This is a genomic window from Vibrio sp. Vb1755 (genome assembly GCF_033338635.1).
GTDB classification, from domain to species: Bacteria; Pseudomonadota; Gammaproteobacteria; order Enterobacterales; family Vibrionaceae; genus Vibrio; species Vibrio alginolyticus.
In genome coordinates this window covers 37,884-55,027 of sequence record NZ_JAWOTA010000029.1, presented here as the reverse complement: position 1 = coordinate 55,027, position 17,144 = coordinate 37,884, and the positions used below count along the sequence as shown (strand labels likewise).

Annotated in this window: 20 protein-coding genes; 10 read left to right on the top strand and 10 right to left on the bottom strand. The window is 44.1% G+C overall.

All coding sequences use genetic code 11. The features are described 5' to 3' along the window. Positions 1-147: 147 nt before the first annotated feature. Positions 148-459: a hypothetical protein gene (locus tag R7E00_RS19350; RefSeq protein ID WP_005375472.1), complete on the bottom strand. Its 312-nt coding sequence runs from the start codon at positions 457-459 to the stop codon at positions 148-150. A 141-nt stretch (positions 460-600) separates the two neighbouring features. On the opposite strand from R7E00_RS19350, the gene R7E00_RS19345 reads away from it, so the two are divergent. Then, positions 601-933 carry a helix-turn-helix transcriptional regulator gene (locus R7E00_RS19345; protein WP_005375470.1) on the top strand — a complete coding sequence of 111 codons (333 nt, stop codon included), beginning with the start codon at positions 601-603 and terminating at the stop codon, positions 931-933. Between the two features lie 109 nt (positions 934-1,042). On the opposite strand, the gene R7E00_RS19340 is transcribed toward R7E00_RS19345, so the two are convergent. The 3 genes from R7E00_RS19340 to R7E00_RS19330 all read right to left on the bottom strand — a co-directional run bounded on the left by R7E00_RS19340 (position 1,043) and on the right by R7E00_RS19330 (position 2,955). Then, positions 1,043-1,423: a hypothetical protein gene (locus R7E00_RS19340; protein ID WP_005375467.1), complete on the bottom strand. Its 381-nt coding sequence runs from the start codon at positions 1,421-1,423 to the stop codon at positions 1,043-1,045. Positions 1,424-1,590: 167 nt separating this feature from the next. Beyond that, the gene (locus tag R7E00_RS19335; protein WP_042521512.1) at positions 1,591-1,977 is read right to left on the bottom strand and encodes a GlcG/HbpS family heme-binding protein; all 387 of its coding nucleotides are present in this window, start codon (positions 1,975-1,977) and stop codon (positions 1,591-1,593) included. Between the two features lie 9 nt (positions 1,978-1,986). Further along, complete coding sequence (locus R7E00_RS19330; RefSeq protein WP_158155339.1) at positions 1,987-2,955, bottom strand: aldo/keto reductase; 969 nt, start codon at positions 2,953-2,955, stop codon at positions 1,987-1,989. A gap of 154 nt (positions 2,956-3,109) precedes the next feature. Here R7E00_RS19330 and R7E00_RS19325 point away from each other — a divergent pair, with 154 nt between their 5' ends. Next, entirely contained in the window at positions 3,110-3,985 is an 876-nt protein-coding gene (locus tag R7E00_RS19325; protein WP_017635840.1) for a LysR family transcriptional regulator, read from the top strand. 9 nt (positions 3,986-3,994) lie between these two features. Here R7E00_RS19325 and R7E00_RS19320 read toward each other — a convergent pair whose 3' ends face one another. Then, a complete protein-coding gene (locus R7E00_RS19320; protein WP_017635839.1) occupies positions 3,995-5,752 on the bottom strand; it encodes an SgrR family transcriptional regulator in 1,758 nt (585 codons plus the stop codon). A 565-nt stretch (positions 5,753-6,317) separates the two neighbouring features. Here R7E00_RS19320 and R7E00_RS19315 point away from each other — a divergent pair. Together R7E00_RS19315 and R7E00_RS19310 are read left to right on the top strand one after the other, a co-directional pair. Next, a complete protein-coding gene (locus tag R7E00_RS19315; RefSeq protein WP_005385152.1) occupies positions 6,318-6,857 on the top strand; it encodes a redoxin domain-containing protein in 540 nt (179 codons plus the stop codon). Between the two features lie 512 nt (positions 6,858-7,369). Next, positions 7,370-8,053, top strand: a complete 684-nt coding sequence (locus R7E00_RS19310) for a hypothetical protein (RefSeq protein WP_017821619.1) — start codon at positions 7,370-7,372, stop codon at positions 8,051-8,053. A gap of 195 nt (positions 8,054-8,248) precedes the next feature. On the opposite strand, the gene R7E00_RS19305 is transcribed toward R7E00_RS19310, so the two are convergent. Together R7E00_RS19305 and R7E00_RS19300 are read right to left on the bottom strand one after the other, a co-directional pair. Next, entirely contained in the window at positions 8,249-8,614 is a 366-nt protein-coding gene (locus R7E00_RS19305) for a winged helix-turn-helix transcriptional regulator (RefSeq protein WP_005375456.1), read from the bottom strand. A gap of 167 nt (positions 8,615-8,781) precedes the next feature. Beyond that, positions 8,782-9,366 carry an NAD(P)H-dependent oxidoreductase gene (locus R7E00_RS19300; protein ID WP_017635228.1) on the bottom strand — a complete coding sequence of 195 codons (585 nt, stop codon included), beginning with the start codon at positions 9,364-9,366 and terminating at the stop codon, positions 8,782-8,784. A 270-nt stretch (positions 9,367-9,636) separates the two neighbouring features. Between R7E00_RS19300 and R7E00_RS19295 the strand changes: the two genes are divergently transcribed. Together R7E00_RS19295 and arsB are read left to right on the top strand one after the other, a co-directional pair. After that, positions 9,637-9,978 carry an ArsR/SmtB family transcription factor gene (locus tag R7E00_RS19295; RefSeq protein ID WP_005375451.1) on the top strand — a complete coding sequence of 114 codons (342 nt, stop codon included), beginning with the start codon at positions 9,637-9,639 and terminating at the stop codon, positions 9,976-9,978. An 85-nt stretch (positions 9,979-10,063) separates the two neighbouring features. Then, a complete protein-coding gene (gene arsB / locus R7E00_RS19290) occupies positions 10,064-11,119 on the top strand; it encodes an ACR3 family arsenite efflux transporter (protein WP_005385145.1) in 1,056 nt (351 codons plus the stop codon). A gap of 36 nt (positions 11,120-11,155) precedes the next feature. On the opposite strand, the gene R7E00_RS19285 is transcribed toward arsB, so the two are convergent. Together R7E00_RS19285 and R7E00_RS19280 are read right to left on the bottom strand one after the other, a co-directional pair. After that, positions 11,156-11,935 (bottom strand): AraC family transcriptional regulator, encoded by a 780-nt coding sequence (locus R7E00_RS19285; protein WP_047101663.1) that lies wholly within the window; start codon positions 11,933-11,935, stop codon positions 11,156-11,158. A gap of 19 nt (positions 11,936-11,954) precedes the next feature. Next, positions 11,955-12,488 (bottom strand): YbhB/YbcL family Raf kinase inhibitor-like protein, encoded by a 534-nt coding sequence (locus R7E00_RS19280; protein ID WP_017635230.1) that lies wholly within the window; start codon positions 12,486-12,488, stop codon positions 11,955-11,957. 187 nt (positions 12,489-12,675) lie between these two features. Between R7E00_RS19280 and R7E00_RS19275 the strand changes: the two genes are divergently transcribed. From R7E00_RS19275 to R7E00_RS19260, 4 genes are all read left to right on the top strand, one after another. Then, a complete protein-coding gene (locus tag R7E00_RS19275; RefSeq protein WP_262605993.1) occupies positions 12,676-13,467 on the top strand; it encodes a PhzF family phenazine biosynthesis protein in 792 nt (263 codons plus the stop codon). Positions 13,468-13,674: 207 nt separating this feature from the next. Beyond that, a complete protein-coding gene (locus R7E00_RS19270) occupies positions 13,675-14,625 on the top strand; it encodes an HlyD family secretion protein (RefSeq protein ID WP_262605992.1) in 951 nt (316 codons plus the stop codon). A gap of 4 nt (positions 14,626-14,629) precedes the next feature. After that, positions 14,630-15,556 carry an ABC transporter ATP-binding protein gene (locus R7E00_RS19265; RefSeq protein ID WP_054574432.1) on the top strand — a complete coding sequence of 309 codons (927 nt, stop codon included), beginning with the start codon at positions 14,630-14,632 and terminating at the stop codon, positions 15,554-15,556. Beyond that, positions 15,556-16,653 carry an ABC transporter permease gene (locus tag R7E00_RS19260; protein WP_262606058.1) on the top strand — a complete coding sequence of 366 codons (1,098 nt, stop codon included), beginning with the start codon at positions 15,556-15,558 and terminating at the stop codon, positions 16,651-16,653. Before R7E00_RS19265 ends, R7E00_RS19260 begins: the two co-directional genes overlap by 1 nt. A gap of 109 nt (positions 16,654-16,762) precedes the next feature. Here R7E00_RS19260 and R7E00_RS19255 read toward each other — a convergent pair whose 3' ends face one another. After that, entirely contained in the window at positions 16,763-17,134 is a 372-nt protein-coding gene (locus R7E00_RS19255; RefSeq protein WP_005375433.1) for a hypothetical protein, read from the bottom strand. Positions 17,135-17,144 lie beyond the last annotated feature (10 nt).

The following is a 17,144-nucleotide window of genomic DNA, read 5'->3' as shown; positions in this document are numbered from 1 at the left end:
TCTAAACACTGATTTACGGTTCGAAAATATAGGTAAATGAGTGTCCGAATGCTGGGTGTGGTTCCCCAGCATTTGCACCCTTTCTTTTAGATGTCATCAATTGATCGAAATTGCATAAATCTTGTATCGCCCGACGTTACGATTGTGTTAATACGCTTTATCTAGCGCGCCAATGATATAAGTTAACACTGGAATACCCATATCGGCGACCTGCTTCTCAGTCTCACTCATATTTTCATGCGCCATCCGCAGCTCTACTTCACTTATCGATTCTTTGTGAAGGTAAAGCTCTTTGTAGTTCATCAATCGCTGTTGTGACTGTTGAATCAGTGTCACAACATTCTCTTTAGTCTCACGATGTTGCTGATCAATTTCACTAAATAAATGATCTAAAATGCGTTGCATTTTGCGAATAGAAGCTTTCGTTTCTATTGATTTGTATGATTGATACTTTTCCATTGAGTTAATAACTGACTAAAATATTTACGTTTTTATAAGACAGTTATTTTTATACTGATTGCAAAGCAGGTAAATATGTGGTGGTTAAACTGGTCCACTTCTTGCTCCGTTTAGGTCAAAACTGTCCTTTCAGGAGAGCACATGCAGGTAGACCCTATAATTCAAGCACTGATCGCAAGACGAAAATCGAATGGCCTCTCCCGTGAGCAAATGGCAAACATCGCTGGAATGAGCGTAAAAACATATCAAAGGATCGAGCGCGGAGAGTCCGATCTTAAACTCTCACAATATCGTGCCATATTGCGTTCGCTTCATTTGACTGACCTAGATATTGCCTTAGATGTACGTGATGTTCAGCATGTCACAGCAAATGACTTAACGGCCGTGGCGCGATTGCTCTCACCGGAAGCTCAGTCCCTGCTCGTTCGCCTGTTATCGTTAATCCTTGAACAAAAGAACAAGAAAGGTGATTAACCACATTACTCATACTCAAACGATGAATGCCCTGTTGAGCGTTGAAACATGAACCGTTTAGACAAAAAAAACTCGTCAAATGACGAGTTTTATTCTTTATATCAGTCCGTTACTCTAGGCTTTTCAATTCCGATGTATCAACGCCTTTTATTGCATCTTTCGCCACTTTATCAGGATCAAAGACATCACGTTCTTCATATGAATTATCAATCATGCCTTGTCCTATCGCGGTCGCCTGCTTTTGTAACTTGTTACCCTCTACCTCACCAGCATCCCAGCCTTGTCGATAATCTGAGTCGGTTTGATACCTTGTTTCGTCCTTAATATAGTGTTCAAAATCATTCCCTGCCTCTTGCATACCACTATGCCGACCGTCATGAAAGCCTTGGATATAAGCTTCATCATAACCGCTCTCTTTTAACGCGCTGTCACTCGTACCACAGCCTGAGAGGAGAACAAAAAATAGCGAAACGAATACCTTATGAAACATATTTAGGCCTCAAAGCTTTCAAATAAATTAATCATAGTTCGCGATTTCAACTTCTGCTTACTTCAGGCTATTAGATAGCATTGTGACTCGACGAAGCCTGTGAACTTGAGTCCCTACAGTGAGTACAAAGCTGGACAAAGCATCACACCTACTGATAAACATTATACTCAACGCGCGTTTAATACTTCCATCGCAAGTGCTTCATCATCTTGCTCAGCCAAACCGCTAATGCCAATTGCACCGACGATTTTCCCCTCTTGTTCTATAGGCACACCACCCATAAAGCCTGTGATCTTCGGGTCAGTCCAATAACTCAACTGCTTACCCGTCTCACGAGCCCAAGCACCCAGATTGCCGCTAGGCTGACGGTCTCTAGCCGAGGTGTAAGCTTTGTTCTGTGCCAACAAACCTGCTTGCACACTCACATCATCCATTCGGGCAAAACCGAGCAATTCTCCATGTGTATCAACCACGGCAACCGCAATGTTTTGCTTGCGAGCAGTCGCAATTTCCAATGCCGTTTGAATTAGAGTTTGAACTTGTACGTATTTCATTTTTCTCTCCTACGGGATCTCATGACCAAGGGTTTTCTCGAACAAGCCATACCAATGGCTACGTGATAGCGTGACGTTCTCTACTTGAGCACAAGCGCGAATACGTTGTGGGTTTGCAGTACCAATAACAGGTTGAATTTGGCTTGGGTGACGCGTTAGGAAGGCTAAAACAATCGCCTCTGACGGCACGCCATATTCAGCTGCTAGCGCCATCACCATCTCCGCAATCTGTCTGGTGTTGTGATCATCAGAATGTAAACCACGCTCTGAGAATCTTCCCTGCGCCATACTGCCCCACGCTTGCAGTTGGATATTGTGCTTACGGGCATGTTCCAGTATTCCTGCAACGTAGTCAGATGCAGACGAAGGAAGCCCCATGCCTTGCTTGATGAAGTCAGACTTAGCCAGACTCATTTCCAACTGTTTCGCCACAACAACTTCGCCCGTAGCTTGTTGAAGAAGATCAATTTGAGCACTGTTCATGTTAGAAACACCGAAGTGGTTAACTTTGCCAGCTTGTTTCAGAGCTTTTAGCGCTGTGCCCAGTTCTTCAAATTCAACCAAAGGATCAGGACGATGCAGCATCAAAACATCAAGGTTTTCCACGCCAAGGCGTTCAAGAATGCCCTCAACAGAAGCCGTCACCCATTTAGCAGAGAAGTCATACTGCTTAACACCTTGCTCATCTCCTAGACGGATGCCGCACTTGGATTGCAAATAAATTCGTTCTCGTAAGGTTGAGTCATTGGCTAAGATGCGCCCAAACACTTCTTCTGCCTTACCGAATTTGTAGATATCCGCATGATCAAAGAGATTGATGCCCACCTCTAATGCTACCTCTACAGCGGCATAAGCTTGGTTTTCATCTTGGGCGGTTAATGGGTTGCGATTCCACTCCCCTCCAAGCCCCATGCAGCCGAAGACCAAGCGGCTAACGTTAGGTAAGGTTTTGGCGAGCGGTAGTGTTGGATTGTTCATCGTTATTCTCACTTTTCCGATTTCTGCATCTTCAATTTCTTAAGTTAACTCTAACCATCTTACCGTTCGTAAAAATTAGTTTAATACCGTAAAATCGAATTCATTATCCTCGTTACCGAACAATTAAAGCGAACAATAAAGACGAGCAATCAAGATGGCAGATTATAAGAGAATCGAAAAACTGATGCTGTTTGCCGAAGTGGCTCAAACACTTAACTTTTCTAGGGCAGCGGAGCAACTTGGCATTTCTAAAAGTTACCTGTCAGAACAAATCAAGCGATTGGAATCGGAACTCGCCACGCCTTTGATTGTTCGAACTACACGCAGCGTGAGATTGACGGCAGAAGGTGAATCGATCTTTGCACAAGCGGAAGATCTCAAACGCCGCGTAATGGAAATGGAAAAGAGTTTAAGTCAGCGATCTGAACAAATAGACGGTCTGATTCGTCTTACCGCTCCCAAGATGTTTGCTGAAGCGGTGCTGCATGATTTGTGCGTAGCGTTTCGCGCTTTACATCCAAACGTAGAGTTCGAGATCCTTTCTAGCTATCAAGCGTTTAATCTGACAGAAACCAGCGTTGATTTTGCGTTTCGAGCGACAAGAACGCCGCCAGAGAATATGATTGCTCATCACCTTTTGGACTACCACCACTGGCTGGTTGCCTCTCCTCAGTATCTGCAAGAAGAAGGTACGCCGGAGACATTAGATGATTTACAAGAGCATCAATGCTTAACCACATTGCATCAAAAAGAGTGGCCGTTAAAAACGGGAACAGTTCAAACCCAAGGTTGGCTTTCAAGCAATGAAAACCGCTTACTCAAAGAATCAGCCCTGTCTGGCAATGGCATTGCTCGGTTAGCAAGTTACTTTGTCGAACAAGACGTTGAGCACGGCCGTCTAGTGCAGGTTCTATCGGAAGAAACTGACCACCAGCACAACGCGGTTTACTTGGTGTACCCACAACTTATCTATCAATCAGCGAAAACCAGAGCCTTCATTGAATTCGTGAAGCAGCACTTTGCTATATAACTAAGGCAGTTAATCCGCAGACCACACCGAGCGAATATCTGGCCAACCCCAGTTAGTAAGAGCGACGTCTTCTAACACACCTTGGAAGCGCAAAGTTTGTGTATGGTGGAACATAGGTGCAATCCAGTATTCGCTGATCAACGTCGATGCAATTGGCTCCAATGCATTAAGGTAGTCCTCAAGTGGAACGAAAGATCTGACTCTCTGTAGTTGTTCATCTAACCATTGTGCGTTCTTCTCTCCCAAAGTGTGGAATAGCACAGCGTTGCTGAAGAAGTTCGTGAACGCTGAGGCATGACGATTATCATCTAGGTTTATGTTCGTCACGACCATCGTCTCATTTAGCTCACCATTCTTAGCTTTCTCGTTCAGCTCACGATAGGAATACATAACAATTTCTACTTTACTGCCAACACTCACCAAACGATTAGAAATAGCCCGCGCACAGCGACGCAACGCGGTATAGTTATATCCGGCTATCGTAATGTGTTTAGGTAACTTAAGCGGCTCACTGAACGGACGGAGCACTGGTTTCCAACCTGGTAGCAGGTTATAAGCGGGTATACTCCCAAATACAATATTCTCGCGGCGCATCACTTCGGCCAAGTGCTCAGGTTGAATTAGCTCACTAATATAACGGCGCTGCGCTAAAGAGAGTTTGTGCTTAGCGTGCTGATTAAATAAGGCGAATAAGCAACCATCTTCTATTCGACTACGCTTGCTCGCCGATGAGTTTTCTCGGTTTTGCGTCGACATATAGTGTCCACACAAATCCTCCTCGGGCGAAGCATCCCTTTGCAACGTATTTGCTGCCAATGACGGGTTCTCCATCTGCTCGTCATTAACAATCCAGATAGTCACCAAATCCGTTAGAACTCTACATGCGTAGTAACCATTAAATGCTTGCAGTTTTAAACGACTTTCATTGTGCTCGACAACAGAGAATGGGCCACTTCCGACCACCAGCTTGTTATTCGCTACGTTAACTTGGCTTACTGGTTGAATGCCGTATTTCACCCCAGAAATAAGTCCAGCAAAGCCCAAGTCAGCTCGATTAAGCTTAAAAACAACTTTCAGTGGCGTTGGCGCAGTAATGTTAGCAACATGTGCCAACTCTTTTTCGTAGTACTGTAGTGAACTCAACTTTGCAAACAAGCTAACCACTGTTTCTGCATCAATGGAATTACCATTATGAAAAGTCAGACCTGGACGAAGGTAGAAAGTCCATTCGTAGGTGTCTTCGTCATAACGCCAGTGATGTGCGAGTTCTGGTTGCACTTTCCCATTGTTATCACTCGAAACTAAGCAACAATAGATTTGCCTTAATAAGAAACGTTCGCTGCTACGCTGAAGTTGATGTGGAACGACGCGCTCAAACATTCGCTTATAGGTTAATTGAATATTGAGCTGTCCTTCTTGCACAGAAGCACCAGACGTTGTTTTTAACAAACGGCCAAATGCCAGTTCGTCTTCATCTAATATCGCCAGCGCTTTTTCATACTTGCCTAACTTGATACGTTCAAGAGCCAAGCTCTCTTTTAAAACGTCTAACTCCATATTCAGAATGAGAGTCGATCGTTGGTTCCGCCCAGCTTTCGGATGCCAGCTCAACCACGCCTTCTGCTGCATTTGCGTTAGCAGGCTACGAGCATGCCGAGAAGAAGTGAACATGATGTCGGCAATGTCCTGTAACGTGGTTTTTGTTTCATCACCAACGCTAAACGAGAGTAATCGTTGGTAATAGCGAAACAAATTGAGATCAGACACTGAATCAACCTTAGATCTGTGAAGTTTGTGGATAGGAATAGTTTACTTAAGTTGGCGGTAATAAAATAAGAAAACTTCCTAATTATCTGTTCCCCTTTTCCACAATTAACCTCCAAATTCGGCTTTAAAGCCCCATATATTTACGTTATTAGGAAAAAAGCCAACAAAAGCACTCTCTTTTTTATATCCCCTTTTATACGCATAATTTACTCGTCAGCGTAAAGGAGGAAGAAATGAAGAAGCCAATGATGGCGTACTTTTTTCAGCAACGCCTAGCTCAATCGAGTAATAAAATAGAAGTGATGACTCTGGTTTATCTTAACGATATGTTCCAGTGGTCATAGCCTAACCTCAAGCAGAACTTAGCTCCTGATACTACACCCCCACTTCGTTGTATCTTAAGTTCTGCTTTTTCATCTTTTGCACTCTACTACCTTATTGCAGGTTACTAAAAGTTAACTAGTTGAAACACCGCAAAACAGAGTCTACATTGAAGTCTCATCCCCCAATCGCTTTGTTGAGAAAGGGGCATTCATGGATATACACCACCAATTCGGGAGTCAATATGGCAACTTCAGTGAAACTTAAAGCGGGCGACAGCTTCCCTCATCTTCAAGCCACTTTGCTAGATGGTTCAAGCGTAACGTTGGGTCAGCCGCAAGGTGATGCGACTTGGCAAGCAGTATTCGTTTATCGTGGTAAACACTGCCCTCTTTGTACTAAGTACCTCAACGAGCTTGAGAGTTACAAACAGGCTTTCGCTGATGCTGGCGTCGATATTCTTGCCGTTTCTGGCGATTCAAAAGCACAGCTAGAGGGGCATCTAGAGAAACTCGAAATCAGCTTCCCTATCGCTTACGGCCTGACCGAAGAACAAATGAAAACGCTAGGCTTGTATGTATCTATTCCTCGATCTGAACAGGAAACCGATCATAATTTCGCAGAACCAGGTCTGTTTGTGGTGAATGAACACGGCGACTTACACGTGGTGGATATTTCAAACAACCCGTTTGTTCGCCCTGAGCTTGGCGCGCTATCACGCGGATTGGCATGGATTCGCGATCCAAACAATAACTACCCTATCCGTGGCACATTGGATTACTAATATCTTCTACACCCAAGTAAACTTTCTATCCTTAAATAAGCTAAGATTCTTGCCTTAGTGAGAATAACTTGGAATGCATATCAGATCCGTGAGATCTGATATGTATCAACAAGTTGGAAATAGAGTCCTTGTTCATTATACAACGCCTTGATGAAAAACAAGATCAGTGAAGCCCAGGCTCCCCTCAAACAACGTTAGTTATTTACTTCTAAGTCACTTTCACGATAAATACATGAAATTAAGACTAAAAACTTAGACTTAACGGATATATAAATCATAACGGTACCTACACAAGTAGTTGGCTAGCGATTATTATCCTATTGCAACTCACAATTGTGCAAATCTAATAATTCATACCATAAATGAAAACATAGATACCGTAAGAGACAAAATAAAAGCAAACGATTAAATTACCAATAAAACACCGTTCAATTAAAATAAAAAACATTTCACTTTATAAAAATGTAATTAATCGTTATTTGCAATCACACATCTTAATTGAGAAATACAGTATGAATAAAATCTCTTTGCTTTATATGGCCGTTTGTATCGGATTAGTTGGATGCGGTTCAGGAGGAAGCGACAACGATCCAGCAAAAGATATACATCCCACCATTTCAAATCCGGAACAAGTCAACGCAATGACGGTGGACAAAGGTCATTTCTATTGTTCTGTAAACCAACAAAAACTGGAACACGGAGGGACATCTGCAACTATGTCCTACCTGATTGAAAAGAAAAGAAATTCTACGGTTGTCGACGATTATGAATGTACCGAATACGGTTTAAAGAAAGGTGAGTCAATTATCGTCACTAAAAGTGCAATTGAAAACTTTTCATACTCAAAACATTATAAAAGCACGAAGAAGAATGACATTAATAGGTTTAAAATCATCTACCCTACAGGGCTTACGACTCCGATTAATAAAGATTATGAAAAAATTACGATCACGTATAATACGGAGAGACCTGACGTTAACATTAAGATAATTCAATATTTTGACGAAAAGTCTAAATTATATACCATCAAAAAATATGAAAGCCACGTTAACGACAACTCACCAATAGGTTTAGTTGAGAAAGAGGAATTCGATAAATATTCCGATTTTGAAAAGAAACTGGAATTAAATAGTGCTTTTTTAAATTCAACTGAAGTGAGTGATTTATTCTACAACTTACTAAGTATGATAAAATAATAACTAAAAATCAAAAACTTAAAAAGTACGATTATGCTCAAGTAGCCTCGATATGCCTGACTCGAAAGAGTACGTTGTTTTACGAAACAAATTACGATTTGAATGAAGCACATCTAAGTTACTTGGGTATAAACGGCGATGTATTGTTAATCAGCTTTCAAAAGAGAGTGACGTTTGCGATTAACTACTTTGGTCTTAACGAAGCTCAATTTGATGCTTTTCAGACCAAATTCGCAAATCATCAAGAATCTTAAGTGCGGTACGGCCGAACTCTGTTAGTTCATAGCTGACTGCAATTGGGCGGTCGCTGATCACTTTACGCACCACCATACCTTCCGCTTCTAGCTCTTTAAGACGTTGGTCGATCATCTTTTTACTTGCACCGCCTAGCATGCGTGCTAAGTCATTGAAACGAACTGGGCCGTCTTTCAAATGATAAATCAGAGAACCTTTCCATTTACCACCAATTAAACGCATCCCTTTCTCGATAGCACATGGCTCCGCACATACGTTCGCCACTGACTTACGACCTTTGCTATCTACACTGATTCTGCTTTCCACAATACACCTCAAGATACGCACCTAATCTAGGTAACGAAAAGTAAGCTAGATACATTTAGTGCTTTAGAGTAATAAAAACGTCACCTCGCCGCAAACAAATAAAAATGGACCGCGTACAGCAGTCCATCTCAATTCATCATTCAGTTCGCACTATCTTTCTAAAAGGATTAGAAGTTTTCGTTAATGTGAGCTTCGAAACGAACAAAATCGTTTTCGATATCTGCGTTCTTCATCACATCATAACAAGCGAATGTAGGTAATGCTGACATACCAAAGAAGCGGAAGTTAGCGTGCATGTGGAACATCAAATCATCCACGCCTTTACCTTGGAATAGGTATTCGCTCTCATCATCAAACGATTCTTCTGGCGCGTTGAATGTCAGTGAAAGCATGTATTTGCTGTTGGTTTGAGTACCGCCTGTACCATAGTTTTTCTTTGGTTCTTCTGCGCTACGGCCATCGAATGCACACAGTGCGCCGCCCATACCCGCAGTAAACACGTCGTCCATGTATTTTTTGAATGACCAAGGCACAGACATCCAGTTGATTGGGCTTTGGATGATCACGCGATCAGCCCATTCAAAGTGTGCGAGTTGCTCATCTACGTTGATCTCATCTTGCATTGTCACAACGCGAACCTCATGGCCTTTTGCTTGCAGAAGCGTCTGTGCTTTGTCGACAAGAGAAGCATTTAGACGACCTTCTGAATATGGTGATGGTTCGTGTGCATTGATGATCAGTACGTTGCTCATGGGATTACCTTTAAATAAGTTCACAAGATGACGCAGTAACCATTGTGCGTCGGATGTGGTTTATTATGGTAACCTAGAAATATAGTGCAATTAGTTAACTTTTAGTAACCTACTTAATTTTTAATTATATCACTGTTTTTAAAAGATATATTTTTTCAACTTTTTATCCATCGTTATTTCACGATTAATTTTTTCATCGACTTGTTGCATCTTCCACAGAGCAGGCGTACACTTTATCGCAATTCGACGATTAACTATTAAGGCCAGCGAATGAGTGATAAGTGCAAGGACACGTGCGAAGTCGTTTTTCAGACAACGCAACAACAGCTCGAGAAAGAACAAACTCTAGCAGCGCAAGCAAAAGCTTTGTCGCATCCAGCACGTTTGCGCATTCTGCATATCCTGCACACGCTCGATACCATGGGCGGTTGTTTGAACAGTGATTTGGTTTCTGAACTGGGTCTTGCGCAATCTACTGTTTCCGAGCACTTGCGTATTCTAAAGCAAGCAGGCTTTATCAGCGCCGAGCCAAACCCACCTAAGGTGTGTTACCGCATTCAACGCGACGCGTTTGATCAGTTCAATCTAGGATTTTCCAAGTTATTTGATTAATGCCCTTTGCACGCTGTTCAGGCGTGCAGAGATAAACTATACCTTTAACTATCGCCTTTCGACGATAAACGAATAAGAGAACACTATGACTACTCAAGTTTTAAATAGTGCCAGCGACAAAATGAGCTTCTTGGACCGTTACCTAACGGTGTGGATTTTTGTGGCAATGGCAATCGGTGTAGGTATTGGCGCAGCATTCCCTCAAGTTGCTGAGTGGAACGAGTCAATGTCAGTTGGTAGCACAAACGTACCGCTAGCGATTGGTTTGATTTTGATGATGTACCCGCCACTCGCAAAGGTGAACTACAACTTGCTAGGCACAGTGACGAAAGATAAAAAAGCGATCACGCTGTCTTTGGTCATGAACTGGATTGTCGGCCCTATTTTGATGTTCATCCTTGCATTGACTTTCCTAGGTGATCATCCGGGTTACATGGTTGGTATCATTCTGATCGGTCTTGCTCGTTGTATTGCGATGGTGCTTGTCTGGAACGATATCGGTGGCGGTAACAAAGAATACGGCGCAGCCCTAGTTGCACTAAACAGCGCTTTCCAAATCGTGACTTACAGTGTGATGGCATGGTTGTTCATCACTGTGTTGCCACCAGTCTTTGGTTACGAAGGTTTCGTGGTTGATATCTCGATGATGGACATCGCGGAAAGCGTTCTGATTTACCTTGGTATCCCATTCCTAGCGGGCTTCCTAAGCCGTAAATGGCTGGTCGCTGCGAAAGGTGAACAATGGTACAACGACGTGTTCATCCCACGCATTTCACCGATTACGCTTATCGCCCTGCTTGCAACCATCGTACTGATGTTCAGCTTGAAAGGTGAAATGATTCTTGAACTGCCAATGGATGTATTCCGTGTAGCAATTCCACTGGCTATCTACTTTGTGTTGATGTTCTTTGTCAGCTTCTTCGTTGGTAAGAAAATGGGCATCGACTACGACAAAAACGCATCGATTGCTTTCACGGCAACAGGCAACAACTTTGAATTGGCAATAGCGGTTTCTATCGCGGTGTTTGGCCTAAACTCAGACCAAGCTTTTGCTGGTGTCATTGGTCCACTGATCGAAGTGCCTGTATTGATTGCTTTGGTGAACGTAGCATTGCGAATGAAAGCCAAATATTATGGCTAACCTAAAAAGCACAAAAAATAAAAAAGCGGTAAAACATTAACTCACTACCGTTTTAATATACTCGCTGGGCGTTAGGCCGAACTTACTTTTAAAGCGTTGGCTAAAACGCCCCTCTGACTGATAACCACACAACTGTGCGAGCATAGCAACGTTATACGAGCCATTTTGCATCAAGTAAAGTGCGTGATTTAAGCGCACTTCTGCCAATACTTCACGATACTGGGTACCTTCTTGTTTCAGTTTTCGTATCAATGTTGCTCGGCTCATAGCAAAGTGCCCCGCGACCATATCTAATGGATGCTCCTCCCCTGGAGAGCGCGATAAGTAACGACTAAGTTTCTGACTAAAAGAGATATGTGAACTCGAGAACAACCGATGCAATAACCCTCTCTCAGCTAGCTGCTGATATAGGCCCATAATCCAATAGCGTTGTGTCGCTTCACTTAAGCTTTCCCGCTCAAACGAAAACAAAGCATTTAACGTCGCTTGCAATGCTTTATCTGTCTCAACAACGGGTACATAGTTTCCTAATGCGTTGCTCATGCTTAGCTCCAACATTTCATCGCTAGGCACACAGTGAAAACTGAACATTCGAGAAAGAAATCGCCCTTGTAGAGGAAGATTTTCAAAATTTAGGGATGCATTTGCTTCACAAAGCATGATATTTGGATGATGGATGTCGAGTACTTCGTCTTTCCAGAAAAGATGTTTACTCCCCTTAACAATCTGAATAATGCTTGGGGAGTGAATCCTGACATTACGAAGCTTCTGCTGCTGCTCCGCACGAAACAGCGTAACCTGATATTGGTGACCCATTCTCTCCCCTTATATTCAATTATCGCGTGTAAGTCGTGGTTAATGTCGCTTTACCCAAAGCAACACTATTCAAAGTAAACCCTACAATGGCTGGTGGCGTGTTTTCATCCAAATTCAGTTCTTCAGTTGGCAATGCCCACACCGTAAACTGGTAACGATGCATCCCATCATTCTTTGGAGGACACGCGCCGCCGAACCCCGTTGTGCCGTAGTCAATACGAGATTCTTTGCCTCCTAACTTGTTCATATCAATGCCTCGAGGCAGCTCGCTAACGGTGGATGGAATATTAAACGCTATCCAATGCCAAAAACCACTGCCTGTTGGTGCATCGGGGTCATACACGGTGATCGCAAAACTTTTTGTGCCCTTTGGAGCTTCTTTCCACATCAATTGTGGTGATTGATTCCCGCCATCACATCCCCAACCAGAGTATTCAAATGTCTTCGCCATCGGGTGGCCTTCTTGAATATCTCTACTCACGAGTTCAAATGCATGGGCAGAACCGACCGCAAAAACACTCAATACCAAAACTGACTTGTAGATCGCTTTCATGTTTTTCTTCCTTTCAATGAATTCAACACTAGTCTAAATACCCAGCAGTCCGAATCCTTGTCAGTAAGTATCAAAAAACACAAAATAATCTATAATTTTGACACTTTAAGATTCTAACACAAATTTCTTACTCTCTTAATTGCACTTGGTTTATGCTAATTAATCGCTCACGGAATAAGGAAGGAAAATGGAATTGGATATCTACGTGGTGGACGCCTTCACCGATACGCAATTCAAAGGCAACTCAGCAGCGGTGATACCGTTAGAGGAATGGCTAGCCCCAGAATTGATGCAAAATATCGCGACAAAAAACAACTTATCAGAGACGGCTTTCCTAAAGTCCATTGGCGCAAACCAATATGAGATTCGTTGGTTCTCTCCGATTACTGAAATCGATTTCTGTGGACACGCAACACTGGCCTCTTCGTTAGTTCTGTTTGATGAGTTTGGCATTAATGGCACGATTGAATTTCATACTCTGGAAGTAGGGACCCTCACCGTAGAGAAGACTGCGCAAGGTAAGATCGAGATGACGTTCCCTGCTCGTCCTCCAAAAGCCGTTTCTGATATTCCCTCGGCATTGATTGATGGCCTAAGTTGCGATGTGGAACGCGTACTGCTTAGCCCTCAAGCGTATTTCGTGGTGGTCGGCAACCAGCAGGAGGTACTTGAGGTTCAATACCGTTCAGAGCACCTCAAGACACTCGCTCCTTACGATGTGGTCGTTACCGCGAAAGGTGATCAACAAGACTTTGTATCGCGTTACTTTTGGCCTGCAAATGGTGGTGACGAAGACCCTGTAACTGGCTCGATTCACGCTGGGTTAGCACCGTTCTGGGCAGAAGCGTTAGGCAAAACATCACTGGTCGCTTACCAAGCTTCTCAGCGCGGAGGCATTTTGCACTGTGAAGTTACTGGCGAACAAGTAAGAGTATCTGGCGACGGCGTGCTCTACATGAAAGGCAAGATTTTTGTTTAAATGATATTCATGTAATCAACTTAAAAGAGCCAAGTAAAGCACGGCTTCCGCAGGATAAAGCCAGCTTCAATAATTAATCAATTGATGAATATTGAAGGAATTAACTTCCTAGCCGGACAAAACTGACTCACGTTACACTGAATGCAGTTCCACACTCTTCTATAGCTTGATACGAATTCGAGTTCACCTTCTTAGAGGAAGCGTCGCATGATGAAGCGAATCATTCATGGCACCCTAGCCCTGACTCTTTTAACTGCCTGTTCCAAAGATGACGGACAGCAAGCCCTTGGCATACTAGAACGTGACCGCGTAACCTTTACTGCAACCTCTAGCGAGATAATTCGCGCCCTTCCCATCAAGGAAGGCAGCCAAGTCACCGAAGGAGAAGTGCTGGTTCAGCTCGATACAAAGAACCAAGAAGCCGTTTTAGCTCACGCCGTAGCCGAACAAGCCAAGGCTGACGCCTATCTTTTGAAATTGACCAATGGTGAGCGACCAGAAGACATTGCCGCAGCGCAAGCTCACGTTGCCAGAGCGGAAGCTCAATTGGTTGAAGCGCAAAAGAACTACCAACGTAAAGCAGAGTTAGTTCGTAAGAAACTCATCAGCCAATCAGAAAAAGACACCGCTTTAGCAGCCAGAGATTCTGCCCGTGCAGAGCTAGACTCCTCACAAGAAGAGTTCAGCAAACTGACCGCTGGCTCTCGTCCTGAAGATATTGAACAAGCGAAAGCCGCACTCATGGCTGCAAAAGCCGATGTAGCACTACAAGAACAGAAACTGGCAGAACTCACCATCACGGCCACGCGAGATGGCTTGCTAGATAACCTACCGTTTAACCTTGGCGAACGCGTCCCTGTGAATGGCGTGGTTGCTGTAATACAAGCCAGCCGGGTCCCATACGCTCGCGTTTATGTTCCTGCTAACTATCGAGTCGACTTTGTGCCGGGCAAAACGGTTAACGTGCATGTAGATGGCGTTGAGCAACCATATAGCGGCACCGTTCGTTGGGTAGCGACTGAGCCTTCATTTACGCCTTATTTCGCGCTTACCGAGGAAGAACGCTCGCGTTTGATGTACCTAGCAGAAGTCGACCTACAAGACTCCGCACAATCCTTGCCTTCAGGTATACCAGCGCAAGTGGATTTGGTGGAGTAAGCCAATGACCGAATACGCGATTCAAGCTGAAAATGTAGTGAAAAAGTTTGGTGACTTCACCGCCATCAACAACATCACGCTTAATGTGCCCAAAGGCAGTATTTATGGTTTTCTTGGCCCCAACGGCTGCGGTAAATCAACAACCATTCGTGTGCTGACTGGCTTGCTTAGCCCAAGTGAGGGCAATGTCGATGTACTCGGGCTAGAGATCCCAAAACAATCTGAGCTTCTGCGCCTCAAGATTGGCTACATGACGCAAAAGTTCTCGCTTTATGATGATCTGACGGTTCAAGAGAATCTTGAGTTTATTGGACAAATCTTTGGTATGGAAACCAAGGCTCTGAAAGCTCGCATCGAAGAACAACTATCCACCTACGGTCTCGACCAACTACGTAAACAGCGCGTCGGCGGAATGAGTGGTGGCCAGAAACAACGCTTGTCTCTCGCCGCAGCGACCATGCACAAACCAGAACTGTTGTTTCTTGATGAACCCACATCTGCGGTTGACCCAGAAAACCGACGCGATTTCTGGGAGCAGTTGTTTGATCTCTCTGACCAAGGCACGACGATTTTGGTCACTACGCATTACATGGATGAAGCAGAGCGTTGCCATCGTCTGGCTATTATGGAAGCGGGGAAAATCCGCGCCGATGGTGAGCCAGAAGAACTCATGGCGCAAATGGGCGTTAACATCGTCGAAGTCAAAGCGGATAACTTACGCGAGCTAAAAGAGAAAGTCATTCAGCGTGAAGAGGTGCGCTCGGCCGCACAGCTCGGCATTCGTTTACGCATTTTGATCCACCAGCACATCGAAGAACCGATCGAATGGTTAACCCAAACCTTTCCTGAGCTTGATGGCTGCGAGATGAACATTGCTCGCCCGAGCTTGGAAGATGTGTTTGTCAGCGTGACGGGAGAAGGTCGCCAATGATGAAATCTATTGCCCGTATGAAAGCGGTAATGATCAAAGAGATCCGTCAGCTTTCACGTGACCGCATTACCTTTGGCATGGTCGTGATGATCCCGTTGATTCAGCTCCTGCTGTTCGGCTTTGCCATAAATACCGATATTCGCAACATTCCCGTAGGCGTCGTCGATCAAAGTGGCAGTACTGCTGGGCGTGTGATCACCGAGTCCGTCAAAGTCACGCAAGTGGTCGATGTGGTCGAAACCTTCGCTACCGCAACAGAAGCCGAGCAAGCCATTCAAGACGGCTTGGTACGAGCGGCTTTAATTCTGCCTAGCGATTTAACCCAACGTATGGTGCAAGGGCGAGAGCTTGGCCAATGGATTGTGGATGGTTCAGACACCATGATCAGCTCTGCGATTCTCTCACTACAAACCATGCCGTTAACAGATTTTGATTTTGAAATACGCCCTACTCCAACCAAAACCTTTGAAGTTGCGCTGTATTACAACCCGAGTCGGCGCTCGGCGGTGAACATTGTCCCTGGTTTATTGGGCGTGATTCTGACCATGACGATGATCTTGTTCACCAGTGCAGCCATTGTTCAAGAACGAGAACGTGGCAATTTAGAGTTACTGATTACTACGCCAATCCATTCCATAGAACTCATGGTAGCGAAGATCATCCCCTACATCTTTGTTGGTCTGATACAGGTGTTTATCATTTTAGGCTTGGGTCACTGGATATTTGGTGTGCCGATAAACGGCGCCATTAGTCAGATACTATTTGGCACGCTGTTGTTTATCGCCGCGAGTTTAACCTTAGGTTTGGTGATATCCACCATTGCGACGACACAGCTTCAGGCAATGCAGATGACGGTGTTTATTCTTTTGCCGTCGATTCTTCTATCCGGATTTATGTTCCCTTATGAAGGAATGCCCATCGCGGCACAATGGATATCCGAAGCGCTGCCTGCCACCCACTTTATGCGAATTATTCGTGGTGTGGTGCTGCGTGGTGCAGACCTAATGGAACTATGGCGAGATACAGTTTGGTTACTTGGATTCACCGTTATCGGCCTTATTGTCGCTTCATTTCGCTTCAAAAAATCACTCGACTAATCCCACGATATTGCGTTCATTCCTTAAAAACAAAAATAGCCCCAACGAAGGGCTATTTTTTGTTTCTGTGTTCATACACTGTGCTATCAAGCTCAACTCTCAGACAATATTAATAGTACTCACCGTAGGAACAATCTCGTAAATCGGAAATATTGTAGTTTTTCAAAGAGTTTATTTTAAAGTTGAACACTACCTGTTTACAGACAACGCCTTCGCGATCCGTGTACGTGATAATACCTTCACTGTACGCTCGCTGACCATCAGAGGATGTCACGTCAGCAACAAGTTCCAAATGGCCCTTATGCGCGTCTACGCGATTCATCATCTCAAACACATCTACCCACTCTTCGCGATTTGCCATTTGTATTAGCATCGACTTCGCCTGTGTTTCCAACTGCTGGGGGTATACATAATAACGGTTGTAACCAAAGTATGCGCACATAAGTAATAAAACGAGTGCAAATGAGGTTGTTCTTGTCATACAAGCTTCC